Raw genomic sequence first — 13,461 nt, 5'->3', positions numbered from 1 at the left:
GGGGCTACCCTCTTCGGCTCCCAGGTTTGAACTGCGAAACCCGGGTTAATAAGTTCTATCAAGAGCAAAACTCTACGCTAGGTTGCAGCCTGATCGTCGAATAGGAACATTTGCACGTCCTTATCGTCAGGCGCCAGAATTCGGCGATCCGCCGCGCAAGCGCGTCCGCACTCAGTTATAAATGCCTCTTTGATCTCAGCCAGAGAGTCAAAGTGCAAAGTTGCAACAAGGTAAGGATCAGTAGCACCTGCCATGGCAACTATAGGGCCCTCGCTGACCTCATACCTCTTGAGGCCGGGCAATTGTTTGGCCAGTGGGACGGTGACACTGAAGTAGTGTTTATCAAACGCAGCGGGATCTTTCGGTGTTTTGTAAATGACTACCATACGTGCCATTGAATGCTCCTTCGAGTCAGTGTGGATGATCTTCAGGCTGTGCAACCTAACCGGTTCATAACGAGCTTTGTTTGTAGTGTTCGGGGGGCAGTATGGTTTTTCCCGTCCTTGCGAGCGATGCGGCCAAATGACATTGAGAGGGTGATTTTGTGCCATATCTTCCGCGTATGATCTTTCGGAGTGAAAGAGGTGGAGGGGCATACGACGCTGATGAATGTCTACATCCTGATTTATGAAGAGGTTGTGTTCTCATTGGCGGCAGCGCATGGCCGGCGGCTTTTGAGATATCCCTGGTTGCCCAGAGTTGGTTACAACGATGGCAAAACCTTTCGCAGTACTTTTAAGCGCTTTTAGGATGTCGCCGAAATTCTGAGCGTTTTGACCAACAGTCTGTGGAGGCTGTCTACGGCCTCGGAACCCTGCGAAGCTTTACTTCGATAGACCGACACCTCCATGGGTTCAAGCGGCCCCAGGCCATGGTCGCTGCCGAGGATTTCCAGATGGGATGGAGCGCTGCACTGGGTCAATACGGCAACGGCAAGGCCACTTTCAACGGCTGCAATCTGCCCCGCGAGACTGGAACTGTTGTAAACCAACCGATACCGACGACCCTGTAAGGCCAGCGAGTTGATTGCGCTGCGTCTTGCAAGGCTGGTGCTCTCATAGACGGCTATGGGTAATGGGTCTCGTCTCCATATCTGGAATTGAGGGGATCCTACCCAGACCATTGGTTCGTGGAATAATAACGTTCCGTGCCGAGGGTGATCCCTTGAGACCAGTGCCAGATCCAGATCACCACGCTCAACACGGGGAATCAAAGAGGTCGATTGTTCGCAGTTCAATTCAATTTCCACTGAGCCATGATGTGGCGCAAAGCGTTTCAGCGCAGGGGTAAGGTACTTGGCTGCATAGTCATCCGGAACGCCGAGGCGAATACGACCTGTCAACTCTTTGCCATGAAACGCAGCCTGAGTTTCGGCATGCAGGTCGAGTATTCGGCGGGCATACCCTAACAATCGCTGCCCTTCGGGTGTGAGCTGATGTTGACGTGGGCCTCGCACAAGAAGCCGGCAGCCCAGGGCGGATTCCAGCTTTTTCAGTTGCATACTTACGGCGGACTGAGAGCGATGTACCTCCGGAGCAGCCGCGGACAGCGAGCCTGCATCCACCACCGCAACAAAGCATTTGAGCCAGTCCATCTGGATATCCTGGTTCGTCATCGGCGTAACTCAACTATCAGTTTATCGAATAGCTCATACCCGAATTATGCGCTTTTCTCAAAGCCGCGCCCACTGCATTGTGCCGAATGAAGCGTGAAAATCAGAGGAGCAGGAAATGGAAAGCACCGATATGGAGCTGCACCAACTTAACAAACCGCTGGTTTGGGCCGGTTTCAAGCAGTTGGCTCCAATTTCTGTCTTTGTGATCGCATTCGGCGCCGCCTTTGGCCTGGCTGCGACACAGGCTGGGCTGAGCGACTCAATGATTGTTGTCATGAGTACGCTGGTCTTTGCCGGTGCTGCCCAGTTTGCCGCTCTGGATCTGTGGGGGCCACAGATACCGTTTTTCACCATGATGATTACGGTGTTTGCGATCAATGCACGGCACCTGCTCATGGGCGCGACACTATATCCCTGGCTACGCCACCTGCCACCGGCAAGACGTTATGGAGTGATGCTTGTCGCATCTGATGCCAATTGGGCGATGTCCATGCAAGTCTTCAGCCGTGGGCAGCCAGGGCTGGGACTGTTGCTTGGTGGTGGTCTGGCCCTATGGTCCTTTTGGGTGTTCGGCACCTGGCTGGGAATCTATTTTGGTAACGCTGTGAGTGACCCCAAGAGTCTTGGACTGGATATGGTCATGGGGTGTTTTCTGCTTGCCATGGTGGTCGGTGGAGAAAAGAACCTGCAGGTGTTGGTCATCTGGACCATCGCAGCTATCGCATCACTGCTGGCTTACTGGTACCTGCCGGAAAACAGCCACGTGATTGTGGGAGCACTGGCAGGCGGCGTTGCTGGAACGATTGGGGGGAATCAGGAAAATGAACGTTGAAACGGCGGGAGTGGGCACCCTGGCCATCGTTCTGTCCATGGCGGTCGTGACACTCGCAACCCGCTGGGGTGGCATCTATGTGATGTCTTTCGTACCGATCAGCTACCGGGTAAAACAGTTTATTCAGGCCATGTCCGGCTCTGTGCTGGTAGCACTCCTGGCACCTATGGCGGTTGCAGGTGATAACGGAGCTCGTTTGGCGTTGTTGACCACGGCAACCATTATGCTGTTGTTGAAAAAGCCGTTACCAGCAATCGCTGCCGGCATATTGGCAGCAGCGTTATTAAGGCAGTTCTAGAGGTACCAGGATAAGCGGATCAACTTACGGAATCCTTGTCATAGATTTTTATTAAATATTTCCTGGTTAAATAGGCGGCACCAATTGCCATTAATATGCCGAGAGTATCTGCGGTTAGATCTGCCAAATCAAAAGTTCGAAATGGTATAAACGCTTGACTGATTTCTTCACCCAGAACAAATAGTGCAACCAGAACTCCACCATAATAGATATTTAGCCAACCAACAGTAAATGAGCGAAATCGGGAGGCGACAACGACAGTCAAGGTTAGTGTGCCAAAGAGGAAAAAATGCCCGATCTTGTCTCCGTAGGGAATGGACTTTACAAAATCGAAAAACAAGCTGTCACTGCCATTATTGGCAAGGTAAATAACCCATAAAATAAATAGGAAAAAACTCGTAGATATCGCAGTTGTTAATTTAGGCATAACTCTTACCCGGAAAATTCTTTGAGTCTTATCCCGCTTCGGCGGTATACACAGCCGGGCCGGACGTTGGGGGCGGCGGCAGGCGGCCGCCTCGTTCGCCGTTTCTAAAGGGTTTTCATCCGGCAGGGTCCGACGCGGTCTTGCCTGTGCTGCGTACCGAGAAGGCGTACCAGTCCAGTCTTCGGGTCACCAGCATGACTGCCGCCAGGGCCGCGAACAACAGCAAAGCCCCCAACAACAATGCATAGTCTTCCGCCATCAGGATGCCGTAGATCAGCCCGAGTACCAGCAGCAGGCTGCCGGCAAACCCCCAGCCGGCCCGGGCCGAGCGCAGCACCGCCATCAGGTAGACGCCGATCAGGCCGCAGCAGGCCAATGCCGCCGACAGGTAGGCCAGTACGAAATCGATATGCTCGCTGAGGGCCACCAGCAACAGGTAGAACATGGCCAGTGCCAGCCCAACCAGCAGGTACTGCATGGCGTGCAACGGATAGCGGCGCAGCACCTCGAACAGGAAGAAGGCGGCGAAGGTGAGGCCGACAATCAGAAAGCTGTATTTCAGGGCTCTTTCGCTGGATAACAGGCCGGTGACCGGCTGCACCAGCCGCACCCGCATGGCCTGGCCGGCGTCGTCGCAGGCCTGGCCGTTGCGGGCGCAATGGATGGCGCTGGCGGCGGCCAGGCTGTTGGTGCGCCACTGGCTGGTAAAGCCTTCCGCACTGATCTCCCGGTCCACCGGCAGCACCAGTCCTTCAAAGCTGGGATGGGGCCAGTCGGCGCGCAGCCCCAGGCGAGTCTCCTTGGCCAGGGGCAACAGCGCCAGGGAGTCGGTGCCGTTCAGGTTGAGCCGCACCTTGACGGTAAAGGCGCCGGTCAGGTCCGCCGGCAACTGCACCGCAATCACGGAATCTCCCAGTGCTTGCGGCAGTTGTTCGGTTTCCACCAGTGGCAGGGGCGTGTCATTGACCAGAATCTGGGGCCGTTCCACCAGGCCTCGCAGGTCACTGATGCGCATGATTAGCAGGGGCGGCCGGGACGATACCACCTGCTCCGGCTCGTCCACCGCCTGCCAGTTGGCGGGGAACACCGCTTCCAGAGTGAGCAGGCTGCGATAGACCGGGGTGCCGTAGATGCCCCGGTAGCGCATTTCGGTCTGCAACTGGCCGTCCACGCTCAGGGTGTCGGGAATCTGGCTTTCCAGCACCGAGCGCTGCTCCACCGTCGCGCAGCGCTCCTGGCGCCGGCAGTCTCCGCGCTCCACCAGTTGTTCGCGCACCCGGGGCACCACCACCAGGGGGCCACTGAGGGTCTGTTCGCCGCTGACTTGCCGGGCGATCTGGTATTTCACCTGCCGGGCCTCGTTGCTGCGCTCGGCAACCTTGCCCTGGATCATCAACAGGGGCACCACCAGCAACAGCATGAGGCCGGCGATGGTGAGCAGTTTTAAAAACAGTGTCTGACGCATGGGGTTCCTCTCCCTTCTTCTAACGGGGTTGTTCGCGAGGTCCCAGCATGGCGGGTCGGTTTGGGGGTTTTATGGGGATTGTGTGGGGAAGTGGTGGATAGTCGGGGAAACTATTAAGCAATCGCTGAATAAATGCATTTCGTCACTCCGGCGTAAGCCGGAGCCCAGAGAAACCGTGGATTCTGGATTCCGGCTTGCGCCGGAATGACGTTAATCAGAGGTCCTTAACCCGCCGGCAGAACCAGGCTGGCGCACACACCGTCACCGGTGTTTCCCACCGACAGACGCCCCCCATGGAGAGCGGCGATTTCCCGCACCATGGCCAGGCCCAGGCCGGAGCTTTTTTCCCGGCCCGGGGCGGGCAGGGAATAGAAGCGTTCACTGACCCGCGCCAGCGCGTAGTCGGGAATAGTCGGGCCCCGGTTGGTTACCGCCAGGCATTGTTCCCCGCCGGCATCAGTGACGGTGACACTCAAGGTAGAGCCCGGTTCGGCAAAACGCAGGGCGTTGTCGAGCAGGTTGAACAGGGCCAATTGCAGGGTTTCCGGCTCCACCCAGAGGGTTTCCTCCTGCGGCCCCTGCACGGTGAGGTTTTTTTCAGCGAGCAGTGGATAGCGGCTTTGCTGCCAGTCCCCCAGCAGGGGGGCCAAGGCCAGCCGTCGACGGGCGGGCAGGCTTTCCAGCTTTTCCAGCCGGGCCATGGCCAGCAGCCGGTCGAGCAGTTCACTCAGGCGCTGGCTTTCATGGATCACGTTATCGGTGAAGCGGTGCAGGGCAGGGTCCGTCACTTCCTCGGCGAGGATTTCCCCCGCACCACGAATCGCCGCCAGCGGGCTCTTCATTTCGTGGGTGAGCAGGCTGACGTTATCTTCCAGCCGCGCCCGCTCTTCCAGGCGACGGCGCATAGCGGTGACAGCTTCGGCCAGATCGCGGATTTCATCGCGGCCCCGCAAGCGGGGCGGCGCCGGTCGCTCGCCCTCCGCCACGGCCTGTGCATAGTGACGCAGCCGTTGCAGGCGGCGGGTCAGCCACCAGGCCAGCAACATCCCCAACAGCAAACAGGCGCCCAGCACCAGCCCCCCATAAAGGGTCAGTTGTCGTTCCGCCCGGTCCACAAAGGGCTGGATGGAGCGCCCCGGTTTACCCAGGCTTACCACCCCGACCAGGGTTCCTTCATGGCGGATCGGGGCGGCCACGTACATCACCGAGGTGCCGGGATCGGCCGGATCAGTGCGGGTGGTCCGCGCGCCGTAGCGACCCTGCAGGGTCAGGTATACGTCGTTCCAGCGGGAAAAGTCCATGCCCTCGTCCCGCCCTCGGGAGTCGAACAACACCGTGCCGGTGGGGCCGGTGACATAGACGTGGGTATGGATGGCTGCCTTTTTCAGGCCCCAGATATCCGCATCCAGGTCGCGGCCGGCGTAACGGTTCAGGGCGGCGCGCAGCTCGGGTGTGATCACCACCTGGCCCTGTCGGGTATCGCTGGCGATGATTTCCGCCAGCAGGTTGGCGGCATCCACCAGGGTTTCCTCGGCGGATTGACGCACCAGTGGTTTGGCCTGGCCGAACACCAGATCCAGCACCAGCCAGCCCAACAGGCCGAGAATGAAAAAGTAGAACAGCAGCAAGCGCCGGCCCAGTTTCATGGGGACTCCGTTTCCAGGTAGTAACCCAGGCCCCGGCGCGTGGCAATCAGGCCGTCACCGCCCAACGGGCGCAACTTGGCGCGCAGGGTTTTGATGTGGCTATCCACACTGCGCTCGAAGCTGTCTTCGTCGCTGTCGCAGACATCCAGCAATTGCGCCCGGCTAAACACCTGCCCGGGACGCTGCACCAGCGCCGCCAGGATGCGGAACTCGGAGCGGGTTAATGCCAACGGCTGGCCGCGGAACAATATCCGCGCCCCGGTCTCGTCCAGCTCCCACGTTTTTTTTCCAATAGGCGCCGACGGCGCGCCCTGCAGTCGTTTGAGAATGGCCCGGATCCGCGCCACCACCTCACGGGGACTGAACGGCTTGGTGACATAATCATCACCGCCCAGTTCCAGCCCGAGGATGCGGTCGACCTCGTCCTGGCGCGCGGTCAGGAACAGCACCGGTACCTCGCTGAACCGGCGCAATTCCTTGAGCACCTCGAAGCCGTTCACATCCGGCAATCCCACATCCAGGACCACCAGCGAAAAATCCTCCTGCCGCAAGGCGGCCAGCGCCTGCTCGGCCAGGGTCACATGGGCGACTCCAAAATGCTCGCGTTCCAGGGCAAACATCAAGGGCTCGGCGATACGGGGTTCGTCGTCTACGATCAGGATTTCAGGCACGGGCTGTATCTCGTCTGCAGGGGAAAAAGCGCTGGTAGGGTGCGCCGCGCGCACCGGAAGGCTGAGAACCGCCCGTACGGGTTTCCTCGCATACGGCTCAAGCTTCTCCAAGGCTTTTTTAATCCGGCGGTTTGGCTCGTCAATCAACTGGCGCACCACATTACGACGCCAGTCGGTGCCTGGCAAGATACACGCTGCGTATCCTCCGGTCTTCGATGCCAAGGGACGCGCCTCAATCCCCGCTTGCGGAAGCGCTTGGGCGCGGCCCCGAGAAAGGCAGCTGTGCTGTTTGTAAAGGCAAGCGCGTCCTGCCTTTGATCAGAAAGCATCTCCGGGCCGGGATACAGGGACTCGCGACTGATCCGCCCCCGCGTGCTTTACTTCGGTCGTTGAAGTGGCTGTGTCGGCGGGGTGCCGACGCTCCCGCCGGCCTCCCTAAACGAATCGTCAGATGGAGATACTCTTCGTTTGCGCCAGTAAATAACCGCCGTGGCGGCGCAGCTACTGCCTAAACCTCCGGCAAGTATCCAGGTCGTCAGCCCGGTCGCGGCACATAGCGGACACATCGTCAAGCTCCTCAATATTCATCGTGCTTGCGCCACCACTGGTAGGGTGGGGTTTGCGGAACTTCTCCCGGGCTGTCCTCCCAGAGTTCCTGGCGGCCCATTGGCGTGAGATCGAGATAAGAAAAATTGGAACCCAGGTATTCCGCGCCGCGCAGGGTGGTGTGGTAGCTGCGGTAAATAGTGTCGTTATCGCGGATAAATACGCTTACGCCAAACATTTCGCCGTTCTCGCGGGTCGCGCCGAAATCCCTGTTGAAATCGCTACTCTCGGAGGAGTACCACGGAAACTGCCAACCCATACGTTCCTTGAATGCGGCGAGCTTTGGATATGGGGCGAGGGAAACCAGCGCCAATGAGGTATCGCGCGCGTGGATATGGGCGATATGCCCCATATTGTCGACCATCATCGAGCAGCCGGTGCAGGGCGACTCGGCAAACATAAAATGGTAGACAATCAGCTGCTTGCGCCCTTCAAACAAGTCCAGCAAGCTGACTTTGCCCTCGGGGCCGGTAAAACTATAGGTTTTGCTGATTTCCGTCATCGGCAGGCGGCGGCGCTCGGCGTTTAACGCATCCCGGAGCCGGGTGTGCTCCTTTTCCTTGATTCGAAAAGCATCCAGTGCGCTTTGCCATTCCTGTTCATTAATTATCTGGTTCATATCGATCTCCGTTTGTAGTACTGGGGGGGCAGTATGGTTCTTCGCGCCCTCGCGAGCGATGCGGTCAAATGACGTGGAGAGGGTGGTTTTGTGCCATATCCGCGCGTATGATCTTTCGGAGTGAAAGACACAGAGAGACATGCGACGGTGAAGAATGTCTACATCCTGATTTATGAAGATGTTGTGCTCTCCTCGGCGGCAGCGCCCCTGGATATATTCATGCGCACCAACGACATCCTCACGCAGATGGGGCGGGCGGCGGCTTTTGAGATCTCCCTGGTTGCCCAGCAGGCCAGCGAGATTCAGCTCGGCAGTCCCGCGTCATTCGCTTGCCAGCGCAGCCTGAAAGAGGTGCCGCCAAGGTCCGACGGCCATAATCAGAACCTGATTCTCGTTCCCGCTTTCGCGGGCGAATGGGATCTGTTACGGAGAAAAAGCAGCGCGGCGATAGCATGGCTAAAGCGGCACTATGAGGCGGGAACGGAAATCGCGAGCTTGTGCAAGGGCAGCTACTTCCTGGCGGAGGCCGGATTGCTGGAAGGTAAAGCCTGCACTTCGCACTGGGCCGTTATCGACGATATGCGTCAGCGCTTCCCGAAAGTGGATCTGCAACCGGATTCCGTACTCACCGATCAAAACGGCATATATACCGGTGGCGGTGCATTTTCGTCGTTGAATTTGATTTTGTATCTCGTTGAGAAATTCTGCGGGCACGATGTGGGAGTGCAGGTCGCCAAGAACTTCTCCATCCATCGCGATCATATGAGTCAAGCGCATTTTTCCGTATTCAGTGGCCTGAACCGACACGGTGACAAGGCAATCCTGAATGCACAGAATTTTATTGAAGAACACTACGGCGAGGATATCAGCATCGAGCAGGTTGCCTCGCATGTGAATATGAGCAAACGCAATTTCATCCGCCGCTTCAAACAGGCGGTTCAGGTTACGCCGATTGAATATATTCAGCGTGTGAAGATCGAAGCCGCCAAAAAAGCACTGGAAAGCGGCAAGAAAAATATCCAGGCCTTGACCTACGAAGTTGGCTACAACGACAGTAAAACCTTTCGCAGCACTTTTAAACGCCTTACCGGAGTTACACCGCAGGACTATCGTAACAAGTACGGACGTTTGTAAGGGCTGTAGGGGAGGGCAGGTGAAACCAGTGAACTATAAGTTGCGAGATTGAAATACAAAAAGCCTGTGGAATTTATAGCCCGCACATAGCGGGCATAGTACTCAAGAATCTCTGAACAACGACTTCGTCACTCCGGCGGTGATCATCGCTTCGAGGGCAGAGAGGCGCCAGGCCGGGCCTCGAACTTCGGCACGGTTTGGTTTTCCATTCGCTCGCCTTGCTTATCCCATACCACGATCTCCACCGGGAACGCCTCGCTCCGGGTCATGGCATCGACCTTGGCGACGATCACCTCGCCGGCGCCGTCCACTTTCGGATTCCACACGAACACACCGACATTGCCGTACCATACCGCGGGCGCATCGGCCTCCAGGCGCAGGTCGGGACAGATCACATAGCCTCGGTCCTCCAATACACGCAGAGCGCCCACCGGCGCGGCCTTGATCACCGGGGGCGTATTTTCTTTGCTGTACGCAGGGCAGATGCGAGCTGCGCGCTTGATGGCGTATTCGTACACTTCGCGGTCGGATTGCGCCAGAGCGGTGGTGCTCAGGCCCAAAGCCAGCGCGGCGGCGCCGAAGGTGATCTTGAGGATATGGGGCATGGGGTTGACTCCTGTTCCATAGAGATTAAGACGTGCCCAAGGATAGCGGTTCTTGGAGAGAGATTTAAGCCACTATTTTAGACGGTCGCCGGACGGTCGTTCATGGAATGCCGACGGTATCGCAGATATGATGTGACCCCCGTTGTGTTTTGCCGGGGCGCTAAAACAAAAGGTCTAGTGCCTGATCGGACGGCCAGATTAGGCGCTCCCATGTTTACGTTCCCATGGTTCAACGTCTCCCGGGTACACTTCCATCAGCGGGTGGGCTTCGGGGAATTCCGTCTTTCGCCACATTTGGTACGTCTCGGGGCTTCGGGTGCAAAGCTTCTCCATTAGATGATTCCATTCGTACTCCAGTTGTCCGGACGTTACCGGAAGAGTGAGGTGCTTGCGAACGATCCGGAACTTGCTCCTATCGAAATGATAGCCGCGCGCCATCGCCTCTGAATAAATCCCACTCAAATAGAGCGACATCGCCGTGAGTGGTGCAGGGTGGTTTCTGAACCGGTCGAGTTGTGGGTGGTTGCGGTATCCCCGAGTTTCGCCTCGAAGAACAGCTTGTGCCAAGAGGGCTTCCCGCCACAGGGCTACCAGTCCCTGGCGGTCCAGATATTTCGGGTGCAATGACCACAGTCGCATAGCGGTTAGCTGGTGGCCTCATCCATGGTACTTGTTCGGATTGCTGCTCATATGGAACCTCAACAATACTTCTTCATTATAGCTCGGGAGCTGAGCCACATCCCGCTGATCCGCTGTCTCCCGAGCTGCTCGTTGTACTCCTGCTGCTGCCAATCTTGAAGCCGGCACGGCTTTCGTCCGCCGGTATGCTGCGCGGCCGGACGGCCACGCAGCAGTTTTGGAAATCGTTTGGGAAAACAACTCCGCTCCCATTTCAAAAGCATAAACAGCCGTAGCTGTTTATGCTCCTGAGGTTTACTTGCGATAGTTGTCCAAAACCATGCCCGCTTCGCCAATGCCATCTGCGACAAAGCGCGCGAGATTACGTGCCCCATTCTCTTGGAAATGTGTGCCGTCGATCGAGCCGTCAGCACGCACAAAAAAGAAGTCCTCTGGCGTCGGTGAGGGACAAATCGCCGTTAAGTGGTCCACTGTCTTTCGATTCAAATCGATCAGGGGTATACCTTCGGCAGATGCGAGCTCCCGCATTGCTTGCGCCCACCGGCCGGTGCCGTTTCCACCAGTACAATACGCGGAATTTCTGGGGGTCGGCGTAACGAAGCCCAGATTGATTCCTCGCGCACGGGCACCGTTTATGTATTGCGACAAGTAGGATTTAAAATCGGTATCCGGATCCAGATAGTAGGGAATAGTTTGCCCATTGATGGTATAGGTTGCGGTTCTGTGGCCATCATTGGTACCAAACTGCACCAGTAAATAGTCACCTGCGTTGGCCTCTGCCCAAATAGCATCGAGACGCCCTTCGTCAATAAAACGGCGTGCGGTACGCCCCCCAACTGCGTGGTTATAAACATTGACATTGGCGTTATACTGCTCCGGCAACATTTGGCCCCAGCCTGCCATATCGTTAGGGCTTGACGTATCGGTATAACTTGAAACGATGGAATCGCCTGCCAGGAAAACATTTACCGGGGTTGAGGTATCAACTTTTAGGTGTTGGGCCAAAGGAATATTCAGATCGCGGAGACCTTGCACCACGAGACCAGCAATATCGTAGGCTCCACTTGTGTCGAAATGGGTATGGTCGTTACAGAAGAACGCGCCGACCGCTCCGCCAGTGCTTTCCGATACGTCACCGCCACCCGGAATCGGGCAGAAACCCCGCTCGTTATACAGCTGAATACTGCGTTGGTGTAGATCGATGACGGGCACACCAAGACTTGCACCTAAATTAATGGTTTCTGATAAAAATCCGCGTGTTGCCACAGCGGTACTGCCAGAACAACGGATCGCTGATACAGGTGTGATAAATATCGGCGTTGCGCCTCTTGCTCGAGCCGCTTCGGCCATCATTTGATAAGCCTCCATGAAGGCATTGGAACCGACGTGTCGCGGACAGGTGCTGGAACCATCATTAATACCAAACTGAATGAATAAATAGTCACCGTTTTTCATGCCGGACAGCGTGGTTTGCCACCGGTTTTGCAAGATCGGATTCCCACTGGAGTCGGTATTTAAAATACACTCCCCATCACTGCCAACACTGGATTGCACGTCGTAAAGCCAGGTGCGAACACTACGCCCACCGACTGCCAGGTTTTGCACGCTGACATTGCCGTTAAAGTAACTTGCAAAGTCGCGGCCCCACCCGTGTGGACAGGAAGACCCACCATTCATCACGGTAGAGTCGCCAGCCATCCAGAGGGTAATGGCGTCGCTGCTTCCACACTCATTGGCGCTGATGCCGCTGTTCCCGGTGATGCTCAAGGAGTCAATATTACCCAGACCATCGGCAGTGGTGGCTTGCAGGCGGATCGTGTGCGTGCCCTGCTCAAGCCACAGTTCAATCGTCTCGCTGTTCGCCCAGGTTGTCCAGCCATCGGTCACCGCAAACGCCACGCCGTAAAACTGTGTCTGGCCGTCAATCAGCACATCGCCAGGGCGTCCATTCGCGCCGCCATTGGCATAGCGCCACTGCAAACTGTAGGTGCCCGCCTGACTGACCTCGATTTGCCAGTTGACCCCAGTGCCTGTGGCGTTGTCGGTGTTGGCAAAACCAGTGCCGGTAAAGCCGTCATTGTTATTGTCGACCGAGCCGTCAACACGGCAGAAGCCGGTGGTGTTTTCCTCGATTACGATTTCCGTAGCTTGGCTGCTCTCGACTGTCAGCGAAAAGTCTTGTGTGCTTTGGGCGCCGCAGCTGTTGGTGTAGGTCGCCGTCGCGGTGCAGGAAGAGTTGGGGGATACCGTCTGCTCCCGCGATGAACCCGATGTGCCGCAGCCGTTCCAACTCCAGGAGCCCGAAGTCGGATGCGGGCCAAGCTCCACGGTGCTGCCGGCTGAGAGAGTCAAACTGGAGGTTTCCTGCCAGCTGCCGCCATCCACACTCGCGTAAGGTGTTATCGCCGTTGGAGCGCATCCGCCGCTGGAGGACGAACTGCTTGACGAGGAGCTGGTACTCGACGAACTGGAACTCGACGAGCTGGAACCCGTTCCCCCGTCACCCCTTACCGTCACGCTCGCCGCCGGTACGTTGCCCGGTGTCGCGGTGAATCCAAAGGAAGTCGAACCACCCGGTGCGATCTCGGCGTTCCAGCCTGCCGGCCCAATTGCGAAGTGTTCACCGTCGCTGGATTGCACCTCGCCGTTCCAGATGCTACCGATTTCAACGGGCATGTCGAACTCGGCGGTCCAGTTCGACAGCGTGGTGGTGCCATCGTTGGTAACAGTGACCTCGGCCTGAAAACCCGAGCCCCAGTCGTTGGTGATGGTCATGGAACCCTGGGCACCGTATACCGTCTGCCACGTAAGGCATAGAAGTATTGCAGCCAAGCTGCGCTTGATGTTTATCATGATAAACTCTCCACTAGTGGGCCATGTGCCCGGTTCGCTTTCGCCTAAGTT

13 protein-coding genes are annotated in these 13,461 nt (G+C 57.2%); 3 read left to right on the top strand and 10 right to left on the bottom strand.

Annotated features, from left to right (window positions below; all coding sequences use genetic code 11):
• Positions 1-77: 77 nt before the first annotated feature.
• Together PP263_RS07480 and PP263_RS07475 are read right to left on the bottom strand one after the other, a co-directional pair.
• Positions 78-395, bottom strand: a complete 318-nt coding sequence (locus PP263_RS07480) for an EthD family reductase (RefSeq protein ID WP_308367759.1) — start codon at positions 393-395, stop codon at positions 78-80.
• A 350-nt stretch (positions 396-745) separates the two neighbouring features.
• The gene (locus tag PP263_RS07475; RefSeq protein ID WP_308367758.1) at positions 746-1,594 is read right to left on the bottom strand and encodes a LysR family transcriptional regulator; all 849 of its coding nucleotides are present in this window, start codon (positions 1,592-1,594) and stop codon (positions 746-748) included.
• Positions 1,595-1,730: 136 nt separating this feature from the next.
• Here PP263_RS07475 and PP263_RS07470 point away from each other — a divergent pair, with 136 nt between their 5' ends.
• Positions 1,731-2,447, top strand: a complete 717-nt coding sequence (locus PP263_RS07470) for an AzlC family ABC transporter permease (RefSeq protein ID WP_308367757.1) — start codon at positions 1,731-1,733, stop codon at positions 2,445-2,447.
• Positions 2,437-2,745 carry an AzlD domain-containing protein gene (locus PP263_RS07465; RefSeq protein WP_308367756.1) on the top strand — a complete coding sequence of 103 codons (309 nt, stop codon included), beginning with the start codon at positions 2,437-2,439 and terminating at the stop codon, positions 2,743-2,745. The genes PP263_RS07470 and PP263_RS07465 overlap by 11 nt, the downstream gene beginning before the upstream one ends.
• 19 nt (positions 2,746-2,764) lie before the next feature.
• On the opposite strand, the gene PP263_RS07460 is transcribed toward PP263_RS07465, so the two are convergent.
• From PP263_RS07460 to PP263_RS07440, 5 genes are all read right to left on the bottom strand, one after another.
• Complete coding sequence (locus PP263_RS07460) at positions 2,765-3,172, bottom strand: VanZ family protein (RefSeq protein WP_308367755.1); 408 nt, start codon at positions 3,170-3,172, stop codon at positions 2,765-2,767.
• Positions 3,173-3,287: 115 nt separating this feature from the next.
• On the bottom strand, positions 3,288-4,637 hold the full coding sequence (creD, locus tag PP263_RS07455; protein ID WP_308367754.1) for a cell envelope integrity protein CreD: 1,350 nt from the start codon (positions 4,635-4,637) through the stop codon (positions 3,288-3,290).
• Positions 4,638-4,861: 224 nt separating this feature from the next.
• Positions 4,862-6,283, bottom strand: coding sequence for a two-component system sensor histidine kinase CreC (gene creC / locus PP263_RS07450; RefSeq protein ID WP_308367752.1), 1,422 nt, complete (start codon positions 6,281-6,283; stop codon positions 4,862-4,864).
• A complete protein-coding gene (creB, locus tag PP263_RS07445) occupies positions 6,280-6,954 on the bottom strand; it encodes a two-component system response regulator CreB (protein WP_308367751.1) in 675 nt (224 codons plus the stop codon). The genes creC and creB overlap by 4 nt, the downstream gene beginning before the upstream one ends.
• 577 nt (positions 6,955-7,531) lie before the next feature.
• Positions 7,532-8,179, bottom strand: coding sequence for a DUF899 domain-containing protein (locus PP263_RS07440; RefSeq protein ID WP_308367750.1), 648 nt, complete (start codon positions 8,177-8,179; stop codon positions 7,532-7,534).
• A 147-nt stretch (positions 8,180-8,326) separates the two neighbouring features.
• On the opposite strand from PP263_RS07440, the gene PP263_RS07435 reads away from it, so the two are divergent.
• Complete coding sequence (locus PP263_RS07435) at positions 8,327-9,313, top strand: AraC family transcriptional regulator (protein WP_308367749.1); 987 nt, start codon at positions 8,327-8,329, stop codon at positions 9,311-9,313.
• Positions 9,314-9,456: 143 nt separating this feature from the next.
• On the opposite strand, the gene PP263_RS07430 is transcribed toward PP263_RS07435, so the two are convergent.
• The 3 genes from PP263_RS07430 to PP263_RS07425 all read right to left on the bottom strand — a co-directional run bounded on the left by PP263_RS07430 (position 9,457) and on the right by PP263_RS07425 (position 13,332).
• Complete coding sequence (locus PP263_RS07430) at positions 9,457-9,918, bottom strand: hypothetical protein (protein WP_308367748.1); 462 nt, start codon at positions 9,916-9,918, stop codon at positions 9,457-9,459.
• Positions 9,919-10,116: 198 nt separating this feature from the next.
• On the bottom strand, positions 10,117-10,557 hold the full coding sequence (locus tag PP263_RS22690; protein ID WP_374693702.1) for a pyrimidine dimer DNA glycosylase/endonuclease V: 441 nt from the start codon (positions 10,555-10,557) through the stop codon (positions 10,117-10,119).
• A 294-nt stretch (positions 10,558-10,851) separates the two neighbouring features.
• On the bottom strand, positions 10,852-13,332 hold the full coding sequence (locus PP263_RS07425; protein WP_308367747.1) for a GDSL-type esterase/lipase family protein: 2,481 nt from the start codon (positions 13,330-13,332) through the stop codon (positions 10,852-10,854).
• Between the last annotated feature and the right edge of the window lie 129 nt (positions 13,333-13,461).

Source organism: Microbulbifer sp. TB1203 (assembly GCF_030997045.1).
GTDB lineage: Bacteria > Pseudomonadota > Gammaproteobacteria > Pseudomonadales > Cellvibrionaceae > Microbulbifer.
The sequence above is the reverse complement of the archived record's forward strand: the minus strand, read 5'-3'. Positions and strand labels throughout refer to the sequence as shown.

What these genes read in the sequence shown, in the direction of transcription:
- creD (WP_308367754.1), bottom strand. Translation starts at nt 4,637, where the DNA reads ATGCGTCAGACACTGTTTTTAAAACTGCTCACCATCGCCGGCCTCATG.
- PP263_RS07425 (WP_308367747.1), bottom strand. Translation starts at nt 13,332, where the DNA reads ATGACCATCACCAACGACTGGGGCTCGGGTTTTCAGGCCGAGGTCACT.
- PP263_RS07480 (WP_308367759.1), bottom strand. Translation starts at nt 395, where the DNA reads ATGGCACGTATGGTAGTCATTTACAAAACACCGAAAGATCCCGCTGCG.
- PP263_RS07465 (WP_308367756.1), top strand. Translation starts at nt 2,437, where the DNA reads ATGAACGTTGAAACGGCGGGAGTGGGCACCCTGGCCATCGTTCTGTCC.
- PP263_RS07470 (WP_308367757.1), top strand. Translation starts at nt 1,731, where the DNA reads ATGGAAAGCACCGATATGGAGCTGCACCAACTTAACAAACCGCTGGTT.
- PP263_RS07440 (WP_308367750.1), bottom strand. Translation starts at nt 8,179, where the DNA reads ATGAACCAGATAATTAATGAACAGGAATGGCAAAGCGCACTGGATGCT.
- PP263_RS07475 (WP_308367758.1), bottom strand. Translation starts at nt 1,594, where the DNA reads ATGGACTGGCTCAAATGCTTTGTTGCGGTGGTGGATGCAGGCTCGCTG.
- PP263_RS07430 (WP_308367748.1), bottom strand. Translation starts at nt 9,918, where the DNA reads ATGCCCCATATCCTCAAGATCACCTTCGGCGCCGCCGCGCTGGCTTTG.
- PP263_RS22690 (WP_374693702.1), bottom strand. Translation starts at nt 10,557, where the DNA reads ATGCGACTGTGGTCATTGCACCCGAAATATCTGGACCGCCAGGGACTG.
- PP263_RS07460 (WP_308367755.1), bottom strand. Translation starts at nt 3,172, where the DNA reads ATGCCTAAATTAACAACTGCGATATCTACGAGTTTTTTCCTATTTATT.
- creC (WP_308367752.1), bottom strand. Translation starts at nt 6,283, where the DNA reads ATGAAACTGGGCCGGCGCTTGCTGCTGTTCTACTTTTTCATTCTCGGC.